The organism is Dactylosporangium sp. NPDC051541, from assembly GCF_044454505.1.
In the GTDB taxonomy this organism is placed as follows: Bacteria; Actinomycetota; Actinomycetes; order Mycobacteriales; family Micromonosporaceae; genus Dactylosporangium.
Window position 1 is genome coordinate 27,850 of the sequence record NZ_JBITDU010000011.1, and the last position, 19,752, is coordinate 47,601.

The following is a 19,752-nucleotide window of genomic DNA, read 5'->3' on the forward strand; positions in this document are numbered from 1 at the left end:
AGCCCCTTCGGTTTCGGCGGTCATTTGCGGCAGACTGGTCAACTATGGCGAGACTTCCCGGCGGGCTGCCCGTCTGGCGTGGTCGCCGGCTGCTGGATGGCGATCACACATCGTCGCCACCCCCGCTCCCGGCCGTCGATGCCGCACATCACGCGGCGCTGCACTCCGTGGTGCTCGACGCACTGAAGTTCGCCGACGCGCCACCGCCGCACTCGGTGCACATCGGCGGCCCGGCCACCGTGCGGACCGACGGCGGCGTCCTGGTCATCGGCCTGCCGCTGGTCTGGGGCCTGTCCGCCGACCAGCTGCGGGTCCTGCTCACCCACGAGCTGGCGCTGCCACCGTCGCGCCACCCCGACCTGGTCCGCGACCTGCTCAACGCCCGCCGCCACACCGCACACTCGGAGAAGGCCGCCGCCCGGCACGCCCGCCTGCTGGCCGCCACCGAGGCGCTGCTGGCCGAGGCCGAACAGGTCCGCGACGCCGCCGCGATCACCGCCGCCGGCGGCGGCCTCTCAGCCGTCGAGGACGCCGCCCGGGCCCTGCTCAAAGCGGCCGCGACCGAAGCCGCGTTCGCCGCCTTCGCCGCCGCCCCCCTGGCCTCCGGCACCGCACCAACCCTTGACACCGGCTCCCTCCCGACCACGGCGATCGTGCGGGCCGAGGATTTGCACCAGGCGTGGCGGTTGCGGCTGGACCGGTGGGGCGCACCAAGGATCAAACCGGCCGCCGACGACCTGGCGGCCCGCCACCCCGGCCTAGCCGAAGAGCTACGCGCCCCCGCCGGCGGCCCGCTCGTCACCCTGGACCCGGACGCGGTACACCTGGACGACCTCGGCCCGGCCGCCCAGCGCACCCTCGCCGCCGCCGTCCTGCCCGACTCGACCGACCCGTGGGTCCGCCTGGCCGACCTGCCCGTCGAGGCCTACCTCCCGGACGTCGAACGCCGGGCGCGGCAGTACGTAGAAGCCGTCAACGACGTCCTCGGCCGCCCCCCGGACGGCCGCGACGAGCTCGCCGGCACACTGCTGCGCCGCCCCGTCGACGTGGAGCGGGCCCGGCGCGGCCTACCCCCGGACCCCGACCCCTCCGCGGAAACACCACCACCGTGGATGGGCGCGGCGCTGCTGGCGGTCGTCGTGGAGTACGCCCTGCTCCGCAAGGGCTGGCGTCGCGAACACCCCCTCCTGCCGCGCCGCCTGGTCGAGCCCACCTCCGGCGACGTCCTGGACCTCAACGAACTGGTCCGCAGCGACCCCGGCGCGCTCGTCACCCACCTGGGCTGAACCACCCACCTGGCCGACCGCTCGCCTGGTTGCGCTCTTGCTCTCGCTCTCGATAAGTCGGGCGCTCCGCGCCACGACTTATCGGTTATTTCGTATTATTTCGTGTTGCGTGACTTCTGCGCCTTGAGCGTTTTTTGCGGCTTCTGCGGCTTGTGAGGAGCGATTTGCCGTCGGTGCGCGGGAGCGGCGCTCAGGGCACGGAGGCGACGCTCAGAGCGCCGCCGCCCGCGTGATCGCGAGGTCGGCGGAGTGCGCAAGCTCGGCGAAGTGGATGAGCGCGCGGCCGTTCCCGGGGCGCTGCTCCACGACACCGCCGGTGCGCGGAAGCGGCGCTTAGAGCGCGGACGTCGGCGTGATCGCGAGCTCGGCCGGGTGGATGAGCGCGTAGCCGTTCTGGGTCCGCAGCTCCACGACCCCGCCGGCCAGTTGGTTGACGCCGTTGCCGTCGAAGCGGACCCCGTTCCACGGCATGATCGTCTGCGTGGCCGGCAGGTTGAGCTGCTGCACGGCGTTGCGGACGGCCTGCTTGGAATAGTCCACCGACTGGTCCATCGCCAGGGCCAGGGTCAGGGTGGCCATGAACGCGTCCGCCGCCACCTCGGTCAGCTTCGTGTGGAACGCCTGCTCGAACATCGCGCCGATGACCTGGGCGATCGGGTTGCGGGCGGCGAACTCGCTGGACCAGCCGGAGGCGCGCAGCGCGGTCGGGTTCTTCACGGCGTCGAGCGCGGCGACGGCCGGGCCGACCGCGATCACCGGCGCGGTGCCCTTGAGCTTCACGGCCAGGTCGTTGGCCGCGCCCGCCTCGGCCGGGCTGGTGACGACGGCGATGACCGCGTCGCCCTTCTGCACCTGGCCGTTGGGCTGGCCGGCCTCGCTGCCGGTGAGCGGCAGGATCTTGTCCTTGCCGGCCACGTCGTAGCCGGCGGCCTGGCTGAGGTCCTCGATCGAGGTCTTGAGGCTGTTCACCTGGTCGCCGAGCGGGCCCGTGGGCGAGCCGGCCGCGGTGACGATCCGCTTGATCTGCTTGTCCGTGCCCTTCTGCCGGTAGAGCAGGTCGAGCGCGGTGGTGACTTCCCGCCGGTCGGTCGGCTGGATGCGGAAGTGCCCGGTGCGGTTGAGATCGCCGAAGGTGTCCGAGGTGCTCAGCCCGTCGACCAGGGAGACGCCCTGCAGGTCGGCGACCCGGCTGGTGGCCAGGGCCACGTCGATCGTGTCGGCGAGGACCAGGCCGACGGCACCGTCGTCGATGAGCTTGCCGGCCTCCTTCTCGATCTTCTCCGGCGCGCTCTCGGTGTTGCCGGTCAGCAGCGTCAGCTTGGTCCCGTTGCGCAGGCCGACGCCGGCACCCAGCGGGAGCGGCAGCGGCTTGGTCGGAATGTCCCGGTTGACCACCTCGACGGCGAGTTTGGCGCCCAGGGTGGCCTGCTGGCCGAGCTGCGCGTTGGGGCCGCTGGTCGGCACGAGCAGGCCGATGGCGACGCTCGTGGGTGCGGTCGCGGTCGGCTTCTGGTCACCGGTGCACGCCGACATGAGTAACGCCGACGCCAGCACGATGGCGGTCACTGCGGGCCGGAGGCCCCGGGTGAGCACGGCGTATGACTCCTTGTGAAGCGTTGCTGGTCGGACGGCCGTATCCTTCCCGTCTGGTCTATGGCTAGCAAGTCCGGTGTCCGGCTTCGAGTATTGTGACCTGCGCCACTGTGACGCGGTTGGCCAGTCGCCCCAACCCTGGTTTGATAAGTCCCGCACGCTGCTCAGCAGCGCGATGACGCATGCGAAAGGTGTGGAGGGGTGCAGACCTTCGCTACGCCGCCTTCGACGAGGGCTCCAGCCGTCGTGATGAAGGTGAACAGCCATCGCCGTCGGCGGCCGGGGGAACCGCAACGGCGCAGCGCATCTCTTTTCCGGGTGCGCGACTGGCGCGTGCCCACGAAACTCGCGGCCGTGCTCGTGCTGCCGGCCGTCGCCTTCCTGGTGATCGCCGGCGTCCAGATCAACGTTTCGGTGCAGGACGCGACGAAGCTGGACCAGTTCGCCCAAGGGGTCAAGGTCGGCCGCCAGCTGACCGATCTGATCCACCAGTTGCAGCTGGAGAGGGACCGAACGGTCGGATTTATTGCCAAGTCGAACACCGGCACCCAGCCGTCCGGCCCGAATCCCGCCGCCGACGACCTCGCCTCCAGCCAGGCCGGGACCGACGCCTCCCTGCGCGCCTTCTCCGAGCAGGCCCGCCCGCTGCTGCGCAACCCGATCTTCAGCGGCGTGCAGAACCGGATGACCGCCGACTTCACCGACCTCGGCCTGGTCCGCGACGGCGTCGCCCACCGGTGGCTGCGTGAGGAAGCGGTCTTCGACCAGTTCTCGATCACCATCCAGCACCTGTTCGAGCTGGTGCCGGACCGGCCCGACATCGGCGGCGACTCCCAGTCGGTCTCCGAGGTCGCCTCGCTCATGGACCTCGCGCAGGCCAAGGAGCTCAAGGACCAGCTGCGCGGGCGGATCTTCGCCGCGGCCAGCGCCGGGAAGTTCGCCCCCGACGACTTCGAGACGTTCTCCGAGATCCAGGCCCGGCAGATCGCCGCGGTCGAGCGGTTCCGCAGCTCGGCCAGCCCGCGGCACCTGGCCATCTACGACAAGAACCTGCGCCAGTCCGCGGTCTCCACCGTCGCCCGGCTCCAGCAGGACATCATCTCCCGGGCCCGGGGCGCCGCGGTCGGCGTCTCCGCCGAGGACTGGTGGCGGGCCAGCACGCAGGAGCTGGAGTACGTCCGCAGCATCGAGCAGCTGATGCTCGAGGACGCGATCAAGGGCGCCGGCGACCGGAGCAGCACCCAGCGGACCAACGCGATCGTCGCCACCTCGGCGATCGTCCTGGTCATGCTCCTGGCGCTGCTGCTGTCCTGGCTCATCGGCCGGTCGATGGCCCGCTCCCTGCGCCAGCTGCGGGCCCAGGCCCTCGACGTGGCCCAGCACCGCCTGCCCGAGGCGATCCAGCGGCTGCGGACGCTGCCGCGGGGCGAGACGGTCACGGTCGACACGACGACCCGGGTCCGCTCGTCGGACGAGATCGGCGAGGTCGCGGACGCGTTCACCGCCGTGCACCGCAGCGCGGTCAGCCTGGCCGTCGAGCAGGCGGTCATGCGGCGCAACGTCAACTCGATGTTCGTCAACCTGGCCCGCCGGTCGCAGACGCTGGTCGAGCGCCAGCTGCAGCTGCTGGACCAGCTGGAGTCGGCCGAGACCGACCCGGACCAGCTGGCGAACCTGTTCCGGCTGGACCACCTGGCCACCCGCATGCGCCGCAACGACGAAAACCTGCTGGTCCTCGCGGGCAGTGAGGCGACCCGGCGGTGGGCCCAGCCGGTGTCCCTGTCCGCCGTCATGCTGGCGGCGATGGCGGAGATCGAGCAGTACGCCCGGATCCGTCATGACGTGTCCAATGACGTGTTCATCGTCGGCCACGCGGTCTCCGACGTCGTCCACCTGTTCGCCGAGCTCCTGGAGAACGCGACGACGTTCTCGCCGCCGGACACGGTGGTGACGGTCACCGGCTGGCCGGCCCAGCAGGCCCGCGAGGCCACGATCGTCATCGAGGACAAGGGCATCGGCATGACCGAGTCCGGCCTCATCGAGGCGAACGAGCGCGTGTCCAGCCCGATCGCGATCGACGTGGCCGCCTCCGAGCGGATGGGTCTGGTCGTGGTCGGCCACCTCGCCGACCGGCACGGCGTGTCGGTGCGGCTGACGGCGAACGAGAGCGGGGTCACGGCGTACGTCACGCTGCCCGCCCGCCTGCTGGCCAGCGCGCCCGACGGCGTCGGGCTCTACGGCAACAACGCGGCCGGCCGGCTCGCCGGGGCCGCCGCCCGCCTGCCGATCCCGGTCGACGGTGTCGCCACCCCGGTCACCCCCGCCGAGCCCGTCTCGGACACGCCGACCACGGTGCTGCCCGCGCTGACGGCCGGACCTTCCAACGGCGCCGAACCGGCGGACGACGAGGTGGACTCCGACGTGCCCGCGGTCGCGGCGCCGCCGGTGCCGCAGGAGGCCCCGATCTCCGCGGTGCCGGTGTCGGCGGTGCCGGTTTCGGCCGCCCCGGTGTCGGCGGCTCCCGTCTCGGCCGCCCCGGTCTCGGCGGTCCCCGTCTCGGCCGCTCCGGTCTCACCGAACGGCGGCCCGGCGAACGGGGCGAAACCCCGACCGGCCCGGGCCGAGGACATCATCGGAGCGGCGGCGCGCGGCACCAACGGCGCGCCCGCCCCGGCCGGGAAGGGCACGCGCTGGTGGTCGCGCGGCGGTGGCGGCGGCGAGGCACCGAAGCCGGCCATCAAGATCCCGGCCCAGCGTGAGCCGGTCACGGCCGGCACGAGCAACGCGGGCCTGCCGATCCGGGTCCCGCTCGCCCAGCTGCCCGGCGACCCCAATGAGCCGATCCCGGCGCCGGAGGATACCCAGCCGGTCAACGTGCCGCACACCGAGCCGGACCCGGCCAGCGTGGGCAGCATGCTCACCCGGTTCTACAGTGGCGTGCATCGGGCCGCGAACGAGGACGAGGTCCCCACGGTGCCGATCAACGAACATCGAGGGAGCACGGCGTGACCCTGAGCCAACAAGCACGGGACCTGAGCTGGCTGATCAACGCGTTCACCGAGCGGGTGCCCGGCATCGCCCATGCTGTTGTCGTCTCTTCCGACGGCCTGCTGGTGGCCGTCTCCGACCATCTGCCCCGTGACAGCGCCGACCAGCTGGCCGCGGTCACGTCGGGCCTGGTCAGCGTCACCAGCGGCGCCGCCCGGATCTTCGACGGCGACGAGGTCAAGCAGACCGTGGTGGAGATGGGCCAGGGCTTCTTCCTGGTCATGTCGATCCGCGACGGCTCGATCCTGGCCACCCTGGCCGGCCGCGAGGCGGACATCGGCGTCGTCGGCTACGAGATGGCCCGGCTGGCCAAACAGGCCGGCGAGATGCTGACCCCGGCGCTGCGGGCCGAACTGCAGCAGGCGCTTCCCAGGTAGTCACCGCCCCAAGATCGGTGCCTGAGATCGCCACAAGCTCAGCGAATACCCCGTCGGGCGAAAAATCCGATATGTCGAGCGAAGCGCGGCGCGCAGCGCCCGACATATCGGCAGTCCGAGCGCAGCCGGCACACAGCACCCGACATAGCGAACGCACAGCCCCGACATAGCGGCCAGACCCGGCGGAGCCCGGCACACAGCGGCCAGACCGAGCGGCGCCCGGCACGCTGCGCCCGACACAGCGGCCAGACCGAGCGACGCCCGGCACGCAGCAGCACACGGCATGGCGGCACGCGCAGCGCCCTGCGTAGCGGCCAGACCGAGCGGCGCCCGGCATGCAACGCGCGACCTGGCGCTGCTCGGGCAATGAAAAAGGGGCCCGAAGGCCCCTTTTTTCATGAAAATAAGCTATTTGTCGAGAATCAGACCGACCTTCTGGAACTCCTTCAGGTCGCGGTACCCGCACTTCGCCATCGCCCGCCGCAGCCCCCCGAACAGGTTCAGCGCGCCGTCCGGGTCCGCGGAGGGGCCGTAGAGGACCTTCTCCAGCGTGCCCAGCGTCGGCTCGGCCGAGCCGAAGGAGCCGCGCGGCAGCTTCGGGTGGCTCGCCGCCGAGTGCCACCAGGCGCCGCCGGCCGGGGCGGTTTCGCTGCGGGACAGGGGCTCGCCGACCATGACCGCGTCGGCGCCGCAGCCGAGGGCCTTCGCGATGTCGCCCGAGGTCTGGATGTTGCCGTCGGCGATGATGTGCACGTAGCGGCCGCCGGTCTCGTCCAGGTAGTCGCGGCGGGCGTCGGCGGCGTCGGCGATGGCGGTCGCCATCGGGACCCGGATGCCCAGGACGCGGTCGGTGGTCGACCACTCGTCGGCGCCGATGCCCACGATGACGCCGGCGGCGCCGGTGCGCATCAGGTGCAGGGCGGTCTGGTAGTTGGTGCAGCCGCCGACGATGACCGGCAGGTCGAGGTCGGCGATGAACTCCTTGAGGTTGAGCGGCTCGTCGCTGATCGAGACGTGCTCGGCCGAGACCACTGTGCCCTGGATGACCAGGATGTCGACGCCGGCGTCGAGGATCACCGGGGCGAGCGCGAGGGTGTGCTGCGGCGAGACGCGCACGGCGACGGTGATGCCGCCGTCGCGCATCTCCTTGACCCGCTCGCCGATCAGCTCGGGCTTGATCGGCTCGGCGTAGACCTCCTGGAGGCGGTGCGTGGCCGGTGACTCGTCGTCGAGGCCGGCCAGCTCCTCCAGGATCTTGGTCGGGTCGGCGTAGCGGGTCCAGAGCCCTTCGACGTTGAGCACGCCGAGGCCGCCGAGCCGGCCGAGCGCGACGGCGGTGGCCGGGCTCATCGTGGCGTCGGACGGGTGGGCCACACAGGGGATCTTGAACGGGTAGGCGTCGAGCTGCCAGTTCGTGGACACGTCGTCGACGTCGCGGGTGCGGCGCGTCGGGACGATCGCGATGTCGTCCAGGTGGTACCCCCGCCGGGCGCTCTTGCTCAGCCCGATCTCGACCACGTCACGCATTGTCAGCTCCTGTTAATCCGGGGTGAACTTCGCGCACAAGTATCTAGCGCGAGTGGTAGTTCGGGGCCTCGACGGTCATCTGGATGTCGTGCGGGTGGCTCTCCTTGAGCCCCGCGGCGGTGATCCGGATGAGCCGGCCGCGCTCGTGCATGTCCGGGACCGTGGCCGCGCCGACGTAGCCCATGCCGGAGCGCAGACCGCCGACCAGCTGCTGCGCGACCGAGGCGAGCGGGCCGCGGTAGGCGACCTGGCCCTCGATGCCCTCGGGGACGAGCTTGTCGTCGGAGTTGACGTCGTCCTGGAAGTAGCGGTCCTTGGAGTAGGAGCGGGCCTGGCCGCGGGACTGCATGGCGCCGAGGGAGCCCATCCCGCGGTAGGTCTTGAACTGCTTGCCGTTGATGAAGATCAGGTCGCCGGGGCTCTCCTCGCAGCCGGCCAGGAGGCTGCCCAGCATGACGGTGTCGGCGCCGGCCGCGATGGCCTTGGCGATGTCACCGGAATACTGCATGCCGCCGTCGGCGATGACCGGCACCCCCAGAGGGGCGCAGGCCTTGGAGGCCTCCATGATGGCCGTGATCTGCGGCACACCCACGCCGGCGATGACCCGGGTGGTGCAGATCGAGCCCGGCCCAACGCCGATCTTGACCGCGTCGGCCCCGGCCTCGGCGAGTGCCTTGGCGCCCTCGTAGGTGGCCACGTTGCCGCCGACGACGTCGACCGACGTCTCCTTCTTCAGCCGCTGGACCATCTCCACGACCTGGCGGTTGTGGCCGTGGGCGGTGTCGACCATGACGATGTCGAGGCCGGCGTCGATGAGCGTGCGGGCCCGCTTGTAGGAGTCCTCGCCCACGCCCACCGCGGCCGCGACGCGCAGCCGGCCGGCCTCGTCCTTGGTCGCGTGAGGGAACTTCTCGCTCTTGGAGAAGTCCTTGACGGTGATCAGGCCGCGCAGCTTGCCGGCGCCGTCGACGATCGGCAGCTTCTCGACCTTGTGCTGGCGCAGCAGGGCCAGGGCCTGGTCCTTGCTCACCCCGACGGGGGCGGTGATCAGCGGCGCGACGGTCATGATCTCGCGGACCCGGATGTTGGGGTCGGACACGAAACGCATGTCGCGGTTGGTGACGATGCCCACGAGCTGGCCGTCGGCGTCGGTCACGGGCACGCCGGAGATCCGGTAGCGGCCGCAGAGCCGGTCCACCTCGCCCAGCGTGTCGTCGGGCGAGCAGGTCACCGGGTTGGTCACCATGCCGGCCTCGGAGCGCTTCACCAGGTCGACCTGGGTGGCCTGGTCGTCGATCGACAGGTTGCGGTGCAGCGTGCCGATGCCGCCGTTGCGGGCCATGGCGATGGCCATCCGGGCCTCGGTCACGGTGTCCATCGCGGAGGACACCAGTGGTATCCGGAGGGTGATGTTCCGGGTGACCCGGCTCGACGTGTCCACGGCGCTCGGGACGACGTCCGACTCGCCCGGAAGCAGCAGCACGTCGTCGAAGGTCAGGCCCAAAGGCAGCACGTCAGGTCGCGAGAAATCCATGAAGCGCATCCCAGCTCTCGGTCGTCCGGCGGGTGCGTCTCATCGTACTTCCGCCCCGGCGGCGCACCCGTCCGCCATGGCAGAGCCGTGCCCGGGCCCACATCGGGGCCGAAAAGGTCTACCGTTGAGGCGTGCACGAAGAGCCCATCGACCCGTTCGCCGGCGACCCGGCCGATCCCTCGGCCGAGCTCGACGACAGCGGAAGCGAAGACCCGTTGACGGCCGCCGAGCGCCAGGACGTTCTCGAGGACCTTGCGGACCTCGAGATCTACCAGGCGCTGCTCACGGCGATCGGCGTGCGTGGGCTCGTGATCGAGTGTGAGGACTGCCACGAACCGCACTATTTCGACTGGGATCTGCTGCGGGGCAACCTGAAACACCTGCTCACGTCCGGTCGTCCGCGCGTGCACGAGCCCGCCTTCGACCCCGACCCCGACCATTACGTCACATGGGAGTACGCGCGGGGTTACGCTGACGGGGTCCACGACGCGCTGGCGAGTGCCACCGACGACGGCGAAAGCTGAACTGCTCGTCGTTTAGGTTTGCCGTGCGGCGGGTACCGCTGCGGCATGCCCCGGATGGCCCCCGCTAGCTCACGAGCCCGGCTCGGAACGCCGCCGCTACGGCGTGTGCCCGGTCACGTGCTCCCAGCTTCCGGAACAGCCGGCGAGCGTGCGTCTTGACCGTGTCCTCGGAGACGAAGAGCTCGCGGCCGATCTCGGCGTTGCTCTTGCCGTCCGCCATCCCGCGCAGCACCTGCAGCTCGCGCTCGGTGAGCTCGACCCGCCGCCGCGGGGGCTCGCCGGGGACGTCGCCGCGCTGGGTCGGCACACCCGCACCGGTCACCCGGGCACCGGGCACCCCGACCGCGGTCCTGGCCGCGCCGGGCGGAAGCCCACGGCCCGCCTGCATCATGCCGCCCGCCGCCTGGGTCGGCGCGCCCATCCGGGCCTGCAGCACCGGCTCGCCGTTGCCGCCGCGGCCGACCTGGCTCAGCACCAGCAGCACCGCCTTGGCCAGCGTCGTGACCGGGTCGGCCGTGTCGACGCGGATGACCGCCCGCGCGCCGGCCGCGATCGCCGCGGCGGCCGCCCGGGGCTCCTCCGTGCCGAAGAAGACCACCGTCGCGCCCGGCGCCACGGCCAGCACGCGGCGGGAGAACTCCGCACTGTCGGGCCGGGCCAGCGTCGGGTCCGCCAGCACCAGGTCGGCCGGCTGCTCGGAAAGACGCGCCAGGGCCTCGACCATCGTGACGGCGGTCCGCACCGCGTGTGCCACTCCCAGCCTGGCCGCGGCTGCGGCGACCGTCTGTGCCGCGACCTGTGTTCGCACACACACCAAAATCGTACGCACCGTCGTGCTCCTCTCTCTCGTAGAGAGAAACACGAAAAGGCGAGATCTAGACGCGGTTTCGCCGCGATTGGCCTACGAGAAATTGACCGACGACATGCCGTTACCTGTGGCGGTCTCGCGCGTTGTACAGAGATTGTGCAACGCACGAATTCCAGGCCACACGCCTGGAAGGAGGAGCGAATGACGAATGTTACTCGCCTGCCCGGTCCAATCGCGGACATTTGGGACTGGCAGCGACTCGGCCTGTGCCGCGGGCGGGACAGCGCCCAGTTCTTCCACCCGGACGGTGAGCGCGGAGCGTCGCGAGGCCGCCGGGAAACGGCCGCCAAGAACGTCTGCCGGGCCTGCCCGGTGCGCGCGGAGTGCGCCGCCCAGGCGTTGACCACGCGCGAGCCCTACGGCGTGTGGGGCGGCTTCACCGAGGGCGAGCGGCTCCGGCTGCTGGCCCTGGGCTGGGAGGAGGCGGCGGACCGCCGCCACACCCGGGTCGACGTCGCGCGCCTGGAGGCCAAGCTGGGCCTGCGCCCGACCCCGCCCATGCCGGCCCCGAACGCGGGCGCTCAGCAGCCGCTGCGCGCCGTGCCGGGCCGCCCGGGCCCGACGCACCCCGCGCCGGGCGTGCCTTCACAGCGCCGCCCTCAGGTGTCGGCCGGAAACTCCCGCTCACGCACGGCCGCCCGCTAAAGAGCTACTTCACTTCAACCTCAATGGAGTGCCACCCCGTGGCGCCGTCGGGATCCGGCGGCGCCACGGCGTCTGTCTGGGTGTCGCCGCCGTTGTCGGTGGCCCGCACGGTGATGCGGTGCTTGCCCGGGGTGGCCTGCCACTTGAGCGTCCATTGCCGCCAGGTGTCGATCGACGGCACGGGCAGCAGCGTCGCCGATTGCCAGGCACCGTCGTCAACCCGGATTTCGACCTTGGAAATGCCGCGGTGCTGCGCCCAGGCGACGCCGCCAATCATGATCTCGCCGGCGTGCGGACTGCCCCCGTCCCGCGGCGTGTCGATTCTTGACTCGGTCTTGATCGGCCCCTGGGCGGACCATCCGCGTTTGATCCAATAGGCGTCGAAATCGGCGAACGACGACAGCTCCAGCTCCACGAGCCATTTCGTGGCGGAGACGTACCCGTACAGCCCGGGCACCACCATCCGAACGGGAAAACCGTGCTCGACCGGCAGCGGCTCCCCGTTCATGGCGATGGCGAGGATGGCGTCGCGCCCGTCGAGCAGGGCGGTCGTGGGAGTGCCCGCGGTGAACCCGTCGATCGACCGGCTGACGACCTGGTCGGCGCCGGCTTGGGGCCGGGCCTCGGCCAGCAGGTCGGCGATCCGCACGCCCTGCCACTTGGCGTTGCTGATGAGGTTGCCGCCGACCTCGTTGGAGACGCAGGCGAGCGTGACGTACCGCTCGATCATGGGCCGTTTCAGCAGCTCGTCCCACGTGATGGTGAGTTCCTTCTCGACCCGGCCGTGAATCCGCAGCCGCCAGTCCTCGGTGGTCAGCTGCGGTACCACCAGCGCCGTGTCGATCTGGTAGAAGTCCTTGTTCGGCGTGACGAACGGCGCCATGTCGGGCAGGCTCGCGTCGGCGTCCGGCGGCAGCGGCGCCACGGTGTTGGGCGGCACGCTGGGCAGCTGGACGTTGGCCCGGTCGGCCTCGACCCCGCGCCGCGTCGAGAACCACCGGCTGCCAAACCCGACGACGACGGCCCCGAGCAGCGTGTAACCGGCCGCCCGCAGGAACCCCCGCCGCTCGTCCTCGGTGGCGTTCGCGCTCGCCTCCTGGGTGAACAGCCAGCGCAGCACGCCGGCGCCCGCGGCCGCCCCGAGGAGTGTGGGGATGAAGGCGTACCAGGGCGCGTTGTGCCGGCTGAGGGCGGCGACGATCCCGATAAGACCGAAAACGCCGATTCCGAGGTACCCCCACAAGATCCGCGTCCGCGCCAGCACCCCCACCCCGGCGGCGAACGCGGCCAGGATCACGAGCGTGCCGATGGACAGCGCGAGCTTGTCGTAGGTGTAGAAGACCTCGACCGCGAAGTCCTTGACCTTCGCCGGCACCGCGTCGATGACCACCCCACCCACGCTCACCAGCGGCGACGTGGTGGCTCCGGTGAGAATCGCGACGACTTCAGCGACGCCGACGGCAACGGCGGCGGCCGCGACCCCGGCCAGCGCGGCGAACCTGCGAGTGTGCACGCCCCAAGCATGCGGCGATCGTCCCGGCCGCACCAAGCCATGTAATGGGACGCTAAGAATTGCGAGGGCCCCGAGCGAAGATCGCCCGGGGCCCCTTGTGCATCCGCTCCGGTCAGAAGCCGGGGCCGTGCGAGTGGCCGTGACCGTGCGAGTGGCCGTGGCCACCGCCCGCGGCCGGCTCGGCGGCGGCCGGCTTCTCGACGATCAGGCTCTCCGTGGTGAGCAGGAGGGCCGCGATCGACGAGGCGTTGGAGACCGCGCTGTGGGTCACCTTCACCGGGTCGACGATGCCGGACTTGACCAGGTCGACGTACTCACCCGTGGCGGCGTCGAGGCCGTGGCCGAAGTCGAGCGCCTGGACCTTGCCGACCACGACGTAGCCGTCGAAGCCCGCGTTCTGGGCGATCCACCGCAGCGGCTCGACCAGGGCCTTGCGCACGATCGCCACGCCGACCTTCTCGTCGCCGGTCAGGCCCAGGTCGCCGTCCAGGACGGAGGCCACCTGCGCGAGAGCGGCGCCGCCGCCGGGGACGATGCCCTCCTGGACCGCGGCCTTGGTCGCCGAGATGGCGTCCTCGATGCGGTGCTTGCGCTCCTTCATCTCGACCTCGGTCGCGGCGCCGGCCTTGATGACCGCGACACCGCCGGAGAGCTTCGCGACGCGCTCGTTGAGCTTCTCCTTGTCCCAGTCCGAGTCCGACGCCTCGACCTCCTTGCGGAGCTGCTCGACGCGCGCGGTCACCTCCGACTGGTCGCCGCCGCCGTCCACGATCGTGGTCAGGTCCTTGGTGACCACGACGCGGCGGGCGGTGCCGAGCTGCTCCAGGGTGGCGCTCTCGAGCTTGTAGCCGAGCTCGGGAGCGATCAGCTCGGAGCCGGTCAGGATCGAGATGTCCTGCAGCATGGCCTTGCGGCGGTCGCCGAAGCCGGGGGCCTTGACCGCGACGACCCGGAAGGTCTTGCGGATGGCGTTCACCACGAGGGTCGACAGGGCCTGGCCCTCGACGTCCTCGGCGATGATCAGCAGCGGCTTGCTGTTCTGGACGATCTTCTCCAGGAGGGGCAGGAGCTCCTCGATGGCGGAGATCTTCTGGGTGGTGAGCAGGACGTAGGCGTCCTCCAGGACCGCCTCCTGCGCCTCGCCGTCGGTGACGAAGTGCGGGGAGATGAAGCCCTTGTCGAACTGCATGCCCTCGGTGACCTCGAGCTCGGTGGTGAGCATCGAGCCCTCTTCGACCGTGATGACGCCGTCGCGGCCGACGCGCTCCATGGCCGAGGCGATCAGGTCGCCGATGGTGGCGTCCTGGGCCGAGATGGTGGCGACCTGGGCGATCTCGGTGTGGCTGTTGACCGGGGTCGACTTGTCCTTGAGCGCCTTCACGACGGCGGCCGTGGCCTGGTCGATGCCGCGCTTGATGCCGGCCGGGTTGGTGCCGGCGGTCACGTTGCGCAGGCCCTCGCGGACCAGCGCCTGAGCCAGCACGGTGGCGGTCGTGGTGCCGTCGCCGGCCACGTCGTTGGTCTTGGTGGCGACTTCCTTGACCAGCTGGGCGCCAAGGTTCTCGTACGGGTTGGCGAGCTCGATCTCCTTGGCGATCGTCACGCCGTCGTTGGTGATGGTCGGGGCGCCGAACTTCTTGTCGAGGACGACGTTGCGTCCCCGGGGCCCGAGCGTGACCTTGACCGTGTCGGCCAGGTGGTTGACGCCGTGCTCCAGAAGGTGGCGCGCCTCGTCGGAGAAGCTCAGGATCTTCGCCATGCTTAACGGATTCCCTTCAAAGACGAAGAAAGCGACACCGCCCCGGAGCCGACAGGCGACACAGGCCTCGTAGGTCGAGGCCTAGGTCGGCCGGCGGCGGCTCGCGCCTGTGCACGAGTCCGGGGCGGTGGCCACTGCTTCTAGAACGTTCTTACTTCTCGATGACGGCGAGCACGTCGCGGGCCGAGAGCACCAGGTACTCCGAGCCGGCGTACTTGACCTCGGTGCCGCCGTACTTCGAGTAGATCACGGTGTCGCCGACCTTCACGTCAATCGGCACCCGGTTGCCCTTGTCGTCAATGCGACCCGGGCCGACCGCGATGACGGTGCCCTCCTGGGGCTTCTCCTTCGCGGTGTCCGGAATGACGATGCCCGAGGCGGTGGTCGTCTCAGCCTCGTTGGCCTGGACCAGGATGCGGTCCTCGAGCGGCTTGATCGCAACCTGCGTCGCGGTAGTCACGGGCATACCCTCCTGGGGTATCGAGCTTGCTAATCGAGTGCCCGGTGAAGCCGTCGTCGCGGGTGCCGGCCCCGGCCGGGTATGTCTGGCACCCTCGGCATGAGAGTGCTAACTCGGAGGTTATGCCGGTGGCTAGCACTCCGTCAACTAGAGTGCCAGACACGCCACGAAATCACCCGAGGAAAACCGTGCGCTTAGAGGACGTTCAGGCTCTGATCAGCGCAGACGGGCAGGCCGCACTGGCCGCCGCGGCCGCGCTGCCCGACAGTAATCCGCTCGTCGCGGCCGAGAAGCTGCGCGCGCAGGGCTTCACACCGACCCTAGCCGCCGCGGCGCTCACGCAGACCGAGTTCCGGCGGCGGGGTGCGGCGAAGTTCGGTACCGATGCCGCCAAAATGCTCTTCACCAGGGCCGGCCTGGAACAGGCGACCCGGTCGACGGTGGCCCGGCGCCGAGCCGCTCGACTCGCCGCGGCCGGTGCCACGCGGGTGGCCGACCTCGGGTGCGGGATCGGCGCCGACACGATCGCGTTCGCCCGGGCCGGCATGCGGGTCCTGGCCGTGGACGCCGACCCGGTGACCGCCGCGGTGGCCGAAGCAAACGCCCAGAACCTGCAAATCGCGGATGTTGTACTGATTGAGGCCCGCGACGCCACCACGACGCCCCTGGTCGCCATCGAGGCGGTGTTCTGCGACCCGGCCCGCAGGACGGCGGGCGGCCGCCGGGTGTTCGATCCGCGGGCCTGTTCGCCGCCGTGGGACTTCGTGACCGCCCTGCCCACCCGGGTCCCCATCACTGTGCTGAAGCTCGCACCCGGCATCGACCACGCGCTGCTGCCGAAGGGCGCGGAGGGCGAGTGGGTGTCCGTCGACGGCGACGTGGTGGAGGCGGCCGCGTGGTGCGGGCCCCTGGCCGAGGTGCCGCGGCGGGCGACGGTCATCAAGGGTGACAAGGTTTACCAACTCACCGGCGGCGGCACCCGGCAGGCTCCGGTCGGCCCCGTCGGCGACTTCCTCTACGACCCGGACGGCGCCGTGGTCCGCTCCCACCTGGTGGCGGAGCTGGCCGAGGAGCTGGACGGCACGCTGCTGGACCAGTCGATCGCCTACATCACCACAAAAACTGACATATCCACAAATTTCGCGAAACGCTATGCCATCGTGGACCGGCTCCCAATCGCGCTCAAGAAGCTGCGCGCCGCCCTCAAGGAGCGCGACATCGGCGCCCTGCAGATCCTCAAACGCGGCTCCGCGCACGACGTCGACGACTTGCGGAAACAGCTCAGGCTGCAAGGCCGGGAGAGCGCCTTCCTGGCGCTCACCAGAATTGCCGACGAGCCGGCCGCCCTGCTGCTCAAACCAGTGGATGCCCCAGCCGGCGCTGCAGATCGCTGAGCGTGTCCGCGGCGAGCAGCTCGGGCGGGCGTGACCCGAGCTGCCCCAGCAGGTGCCGCCCGGTGTCCCGGCACATCTCGTACGTGAGCCGGTCGTTCAGCCAGCGCAGCCACTCCACGATGTCGTTGATGTAGAAGGCGACGCTCTGCTCGGAGTTGCGCTGCCGCCGCTCCTCGGCCACGACCAGCAGCGCCGCCGCCAGCCGCCGGTGGGCGAAGTCGTGCCCGGTGAGGGCGTCGGCGAACGCGTCGGCCCGGTGCCGGGGTGTGGTCGGGGCCACGGTCAGTTTCGGGAACGGCGGCTCGCCCGCGGTCCAGACCTGGGCGCTGCGGGGCACGAACTCGGGCTCGAGCACGACCTCGATCCGGGACGCGTGGCCGGGGTCGTCGACCGCGACCAGGACCCGCGGGCAGTGGCTGGTGACCTTGGTGACGAACCGGGACTGGCCGGTGCCCTCCTCGACGCAGAACTTGGCGTCGGGCAGTTTCAGCAGCCCGTCGAAGACCAGCTTGCCGACCCGCGGCCCGGCGCCCTGCCACAGCCGCACTCGGACCGGGCCCACCTGCGGGCGGGCGGCGATGCGCACGTGGTGCTCGGTCGCGGTGACCGCCCCGTCGCCGTCGAACACCGACAGGTCCACGCTGCTCGTCGCGCCCAGGAACAGGTGGCCGTGGCCGAGGTACAACTGGACCGAGCCGATCTGCATCTCGCTATTGTGGGCCAGTGGCGAGCAAGGGCACTCCGGCGACCGCGATGCTGACGCGCGCCAAGATCGCGTTCACCCCGCACACCTACGAGGTCGACCCGCGCGCCGCGTCCTACGGCGAGGCGGCCGCCGCGGCCCTGGGCGTGGAGCCGACCCGGCTGTTCAAGACCCTGGTGACGACCGTCGACGGGCAGCTGACCGTCGGCGTGGTCCCGGTCTCGGCGTCGCTGGACCTCAAGGCCCTGGCGGCCGCAGTCGGCGGGAAGCGGGCCGCGATGGCCGAGCCGGCCGCGGCGGAGCGCGCCACCGGCTACGTGACCGGCGGGATCTCCCCGGTCGGGCAGCGCTCGCGGCTGCCGATCGTGATCGACGCCTCCGCGGAGGAGCTGGCCACGATGTATGTCTCCGGCGGCCGCCGCGGCCTGCAGATCGAGCTCGCCCCGGCCGACCTCCTGCAGGTCACCGGCGCGACCCTGGCGCCGATCGCGTCGCACTGAAACCATGTCGGCTGTGCGGGCATCGGACGAGGACCGGCAGCGCGTGATCGGGGTGCTCCAGCGGCACACCGAGGCGGGCCGGCTCACCCTGGAGGAGTTCTCCGACCGGGTCGGGACCGTGTATGCGGCCAAGACCTTCGACGACCTGCGCGCGGCTGTGGTGGACCTGCCGGCGCTGTCCCCGAAGACACCGACGCCACCGGCCCCGCCGGCCACCCACGACCGCCAGCTGCTACTCACGTTCGGCCTGGCGATCGCCGCCGTGGTCATCATCGGGATCATCTACGCCCTGCTCAAGTGACTTGCCGTGCCACGACCGCCACAGCGCGGCGTAGGCCCCGCCGGCCGCGACCAGCTCGTCATGAGGGCCCAGCTCGCTGATCCGGCCGTCCTCGACGACGGCCACCCGGTCGGCGTCGTGCGCGGAGAAGAGCCGGTGCGCGATCGCGATCACCGTGCGCCCTTCCAGGGCCCCGGCCAGCGACCGCTCCAGGTGCCGGGCCGCCCGCGGGTCGATGAGCGACGTCGCCTCGTCGAGGACCAGCGTGTGCGGGTCGGCCAGGACGAGCCGGGCCAGGGCCAGCTGCTGGGCCTGCGCCGGTGACAGCGACAGCGACGCGGTGTCCAGCCCGTCCGGCAGCGCGAGGGCCCAGTCCAGCGCGTCCACCGTCGCCAGGGCCGCACGCAGCTCGGTGTCGGTCGCGCCCGGCTTGGCCAGGGTGAGGTTGTCGCGGAGGCTGCCGATGAACACGTGGTGCTCCTGCGTGACGAGCGCGACGTGGCCCCGCAGTTCGTCCAAAGGCAGTGCATTCAGCGGTACCGTCCCCAGCTCGATCGACCCCGCCCGCGGCGCGTGAATCCCGGCCAGCAGCCGCCCGAGCGTGGACTTCCCGGCCCCCGAGGGCCCGACCATGGCCAGCCGCTCCCCGGGCCGCACGGCCAGGTCGATGCCGTGCAGGACATCGCGTCCGTCCACATAGGAGTAGCGCACGTCCTTGGCCACCAGCACCTCGTCGACCGGTTTCGGCCCGTCCGCGGGCACCGGCGCCGCGGCCGCCGAGCGCACCCCGATGATCCGGGCGAACGACGCCCGCCCCAGCTGCAGCATGTCGATGTAGCTGAGGATCCGGTCGAGCGGGTCGATGATCGACACGAAGTAGAGGACCGCGGCCGTCACCTGCCCGACCGACGCCCACCCCTCCATGACGAACCAGCCGCCGGCCAGCAGCGTCACCGCGGCCGGGATCGCGTAGCCGAACTCCGACAGCGGGAACCAGACGGTCCGCAGCTTCAGCGTGTACATCGCGGCCTTGTAGGTGCCCGCCAGCTGCTCCTGCGTCCGTTGGACCCGCCGCTGCTGCCAGCCCAGCGTCTCCACGGTCCGCGCGCCCTCGACGGTCTCCGCGAGCCCGTCGGCCATGCGGGCCAGCGCCGCAGTCTCGCGCAGGTAGCCGTCGTTGGCGCGGCGGAAGTACCACCGCGAACTGCAGTAGATGACCGGCACCCCGACCAGCGCCGGCAGCAGCAGAATCGGCCCGACGAGGCCCACGGCGACGAGCGTCAGCAGCATCTGCAGCCCGCTGACGACGATCATCGGCAGCGCGATCTGCACCGAGTCCGACGTCTGCGCCACGTCCCTGGAGGCCCGGCTGAGCAGGTCACCGGTCCCGGCCCGCTCGACCGTCGACAACGGGATGGCGAGCACCCCGTCGACGAACTCCTCGCGCAGCCGGGCCAGCACCCGCTCGGCCAGCTGCGCCGCCACCACCTTCGCCCAGCGCACCAGCACCGCCTGCGCGACCACGAACCCGGCGATGGCCAGCGCGATCCGGTCGACGGTCACGGTCGTGGTCCCGGTCGCCACCCGCTCGACCAGCAGCCCCAGCAACGGCGGCGCGGCCAGCCCGGCGGCCGCACCGGTGAGGTGCAGCGCCAGCACGCCGGCCAGCCGCCAGGGATAGTCGGTGAACAGCGCCCGCAGATAGGCCCGCACCTGCGCCCGGGAAGCGATCGGCAGCATC

The 19,752-nt window shown here is 71.2% G+C and carries 16 protein-coding genes and 1 pseudogene; 8 read left to right on the forward strand and 9 right to left on the reverse strand.

Annotated elements, in window-relative coordinates; genetic code table 11:
- Window positions 1-44 precede the first annotated feature (44 nt).
- On the forward strand, window positions 45-1,286 hold the full coding sequence (locus tag ACIA8L_RS38335; protein ID WP_395912379.1) for a hypothetical protein: 1,242 nt from the start codon (window positions 45-47) through the stop codon (window positions 1,284-1,286).
- A 333-nt stretch (window positions 1,287-1,619) separates the two neighbouring features.
- Here the strand turns inward: ACIA8L_RS38335 and ACIA8L_RS38340 are convergent, their stop codons facing one another.
- On the reverse strand, window positions 1,620-2,879 hold the full coding sequence (locus ACIA8L_RS38340) for an ABC transporter substrate-binding protein (protein WP_395912380.1): 1,260 nt from the start codon (window positions 2,877-2,879) through the stop codon (window positions 1,620-1,622).
- A 318-nt stretch (window positions 2,880-3,197) separates the two neighbouring features.
- On the opposite strand from ACIA8L_RS38340, the gene ACIA8L_RS38345 reads away from it, so the two are divergent.
- Together ACIA8L_RS38345 and ACIA8L_RS38350 are read left to right on the forward strand one after the other, a co-directional pair.
- Window positions 3,198-5,888, forward strand: a complete 2,691-nt coding sequence (locus ACIA8L_RS38345) for a nitrate- and nitrite sensing domain-containing protein (RefSeq protein ID WP_395912381.1) — start codon at window positions 3,198-3,200, stop codon at window positions 5,886-5,888.
- A gap of 2 nt (window positions 5,889-5,890) precedes the next feature.
- Window positions 5,891-6,304 carry a roadblock/LC7 domain-containing protein gene (locus tag ACIA8L_RS38350; protein ID WP_344616054.1) on the forward strand — a complete coding sequence of 138 codons (414 nt, stop codon included), beginning with the start codon at window positions 5,891-5,893 and terminating at the stop codon, window positions 6,302-6,304.
- A gap of 408 nt (window positions 6,305-6,712) precedes the next feature.
- On the opposite strand, the gene ACIA8L_RS38355 is transcribed toward ACIA8L_RS38350, so the two are convergent.
- Both ACIA8L_RS38355 and guaB read right to left on the reverse strand, forming a co-directional pair.
- Window positions 6,713-7,831, reverse strand: a complete 1,119-nt coding sequence (locus ACIA8L_RS38355) for a GuaB3 family IMP dehydrogenase-related protein (RefSeq protein WP_395912382.1) — start codon at window positions 7,829-7,831, stop codon at window positions 6,713-6,715.
- A gap of 43 nt (window positions 7,832-7,874) precedes the next feature.
- Window positions 7,875-9,374, reverse strand: a complete 1,500-nt coding sequence (guaB, locus tag ACIA8L_RS38360) for an IMP dehydrogenase (RefSeq protein WP_395912383.1) — start codon at window positions 9,372-9,374, stop codon at window positions 7,875-7,877.
- A 122-nt stretch (window positions 9,375-9,496) separates the two neighbouring features.
- On the opposite strand from guaB, the gene ACIA8L_RS38365 reads away from it, so the two are divergent.
- A complete protein-coding gene (locus ACIA8L_RS38365) occupies window positions 9,497-9,889 on the forward strand; it encodes a DUF5319 domain-containing protein (RefSeq protein ID WP_395912384.1) in 393 nt (130 codons plus the stop codon).
- Between the two features lie 64 nt (window positions 9,890-9,953).
- Here the strand turns inward: ACIA8L_RS38365 and ACIA8L_RS38370 are convergent, their stop codons facing one another.
- Entirely contained in the window at window positions 9,954-10,718 is a 765-nt protein-coding gene (locus ACIA8L_RS38370; RefSeq protein ID WP_395912385.1) for a LuxR C-terminal-related transcriptional regulator, read from the reverse strand.
- A gap of 180 nt (window positions 10,719-10,898) precedes the next feature.
- Between ACIA8L_RS38370 and ACIA8L_RS38375 the strand changes: the two are divergent.
- Window positions 10,899-11,264 (forward strand): annotated as a pseudogene (locus tag ACIA8L_RS38375) (WhiB family transcriptional regulator); the annotation flags it as partial.
- Window positions 11,265-11,406: 142 nt separating this feature from the next.
- On the opposite strand, the gene ACIA8L_RS38380 reads toward ACIA8L_RS38375, so the two are convergent.
- The 3 genes from ACIA8L_RS38380 to groES form a co-directional block, all read right to left on the reverse strand.
- Entirely contained in the window at window positions 11,407-12,915 is a 1,509-nt protein-coding gene (locus tag ACIA8L_RS38380) for a molybdopterin-dependent oxidoreductase (protein WP_395912386.1), read from the reverse strand.
- Between the two features lie 112 nt (window positions 12,916-13,027).
- On the reverse strand, window positions 13,028-14,674 hold the full coding sequence (gene groL, locus ACIA8L_RS38385; protein ID WP_395912387.1) for a chaperonin GroEL: 1,647 nt from the start codon (window positions 14,672-14,674) through the stop codon (window positions 13,028-13,030).
- Window positions 14,675-14,825: 151 nt separating this feature from the next.
- Complete coding sequence (gene groES / locus ACIA8L_RS38390) at window positions 14,826-15,140, reverse strand: co-chaperone GroES (protein WP_223099008.1); 315 nt, start codon at window positions 15,138-15,140, stop codon at window positions 14,826-14,828.
- 182 nt (window positions 15,141-15,322) lie between these two features.
- On the opposite strand from groES, the gene ACIA8L_RS38395 reads away from it, so the two are divergent.
- Complete coding sequence (locus ACIA8L_RS38395; protein ID WP_395912388.1) at window positions 15,323-16,528, forward strand: methyltransferase domain-containing protein; 1,206 nt, start codon at window positions 15,323-15,325, stop codon at window positions 16,526-16,528.
- On the opposite strand, the gene ACIA8L_RS38400 is transcribed toward ACIA8L_RS38395, so the two are convergent.
- A complete protein-coding gene (locus ACIA8L_RS38400; protein ID WP_395912389.1) occupies window positions 16,488-17,234 on the reverse strand; it encodes a hypothetical protein in 747 nt (248 codons plus the stop codon). The two genes, ACIA8L_RS38395 and ACIA8L_RS38400, sit on opposite strands and share 41 nt — an antisense overlap.
- 17 nt (window positions 17,235-17,251) lie before the next feature.
- On the opposite strand from ACIA8L_RS38400, the gene ybaK reads away from it, so the two are divergent.
- Window positions 17,252-17,731, forward strand: a complete 480-nt coding sequence (ybaK, locus tag ACIA8L_RS38405; protein ID WP_395912390.1) for a Cys-tRNA(Pro) deacylase — start codon at window positions 17,252-17,254, stop codon at window positions 17,729-17,731.
- A 13-nt stretch (window positions 17,732-17,744) separates the two neighbouring features.
- Complete coding sequence (locus ACIA8L_RS38410) at window positions 17,745-18,032, forward strand: DUF1707 domain-containing protein (RefSeq protein ID WP_395912391.1); 288 nt, start codon at window positions 17,745-17,747, stop codon at window positions 18,030-18,032.
- Here ACIA8L_RS38410 and ACIA8L_RS38415 read toward each other — a convergent pair.
- On the reverse strand, window positions 17,964-19,751 hold the full coding sequence (locus ACIA8L_RS38415; RefSeq protein ID WP_395912392.1) for an ABC transporter ATP-binding protein: 1,788 nt from the start codon (window positions 19,749-19,751) through the stop codon (window positions 17,964-17,966). The genes ACIA8L_RS38410 and ACIA8L_RS38415 overlap by 69 nt on opposite strands.
- Window position 19,752: the final 1 nt, after the last annotated feature.

Excerpts from the sequence above, each read along its gene's own strand:
- ACIA8L_RS38335 (WP_395912379.1), top strand. The coding sequence starts at position 45 with ATGGCGAGACTTCCCGGCGGGCTGCCCGTCTGGCGTGGTCGCCGGCTG.
- ACIA8L_RS38355 (WP_395912382.1), bottom strand. The coding sequence starts at position 7,831 with ATGCGTGACGTGGTCGAGATCGGGCTGAGCAAGAGCGCCCGGCGGGGG.
- guaB (WP_395912383.1), bottom strand. The coding sequence starts at position 9,374 with ATGCGCTTCATGGATTTCTCGCGACCTGACGTGCTGCCTTTGGGCCTG.
- groL (WP_395912387.1), bottom strand. The coding sequence starts at position 14,674 with ATGGCGAAGATCCTGAGCTTCTCCGACGAGGCGCGCCACCTTCTGGAG.
- groES (WP_223099008.1), bottom strand. The coding sequence starts at position 15,140 with ATGCCCGTGACTACCGCGACGCAGGTTGCGATCAAGCCGCTCGAGGAC.
- ACIA8L_RS38400 (WP_395912389.1), bottom strand. The coding sequence starts at position 17,234 with ATGCAGATCGGCTCGGTCCAGTTGTACCTCGGCCACGGCCACCTGTTC.
- ACIA8L_RS38415 (WP_395912392.1), bottom strand. The coding sequence starts at position 19,751 with ATGCTGCCGATCGCTTCCCGGGCGCAGGTGCGGGCCTATCTGCGGGCG.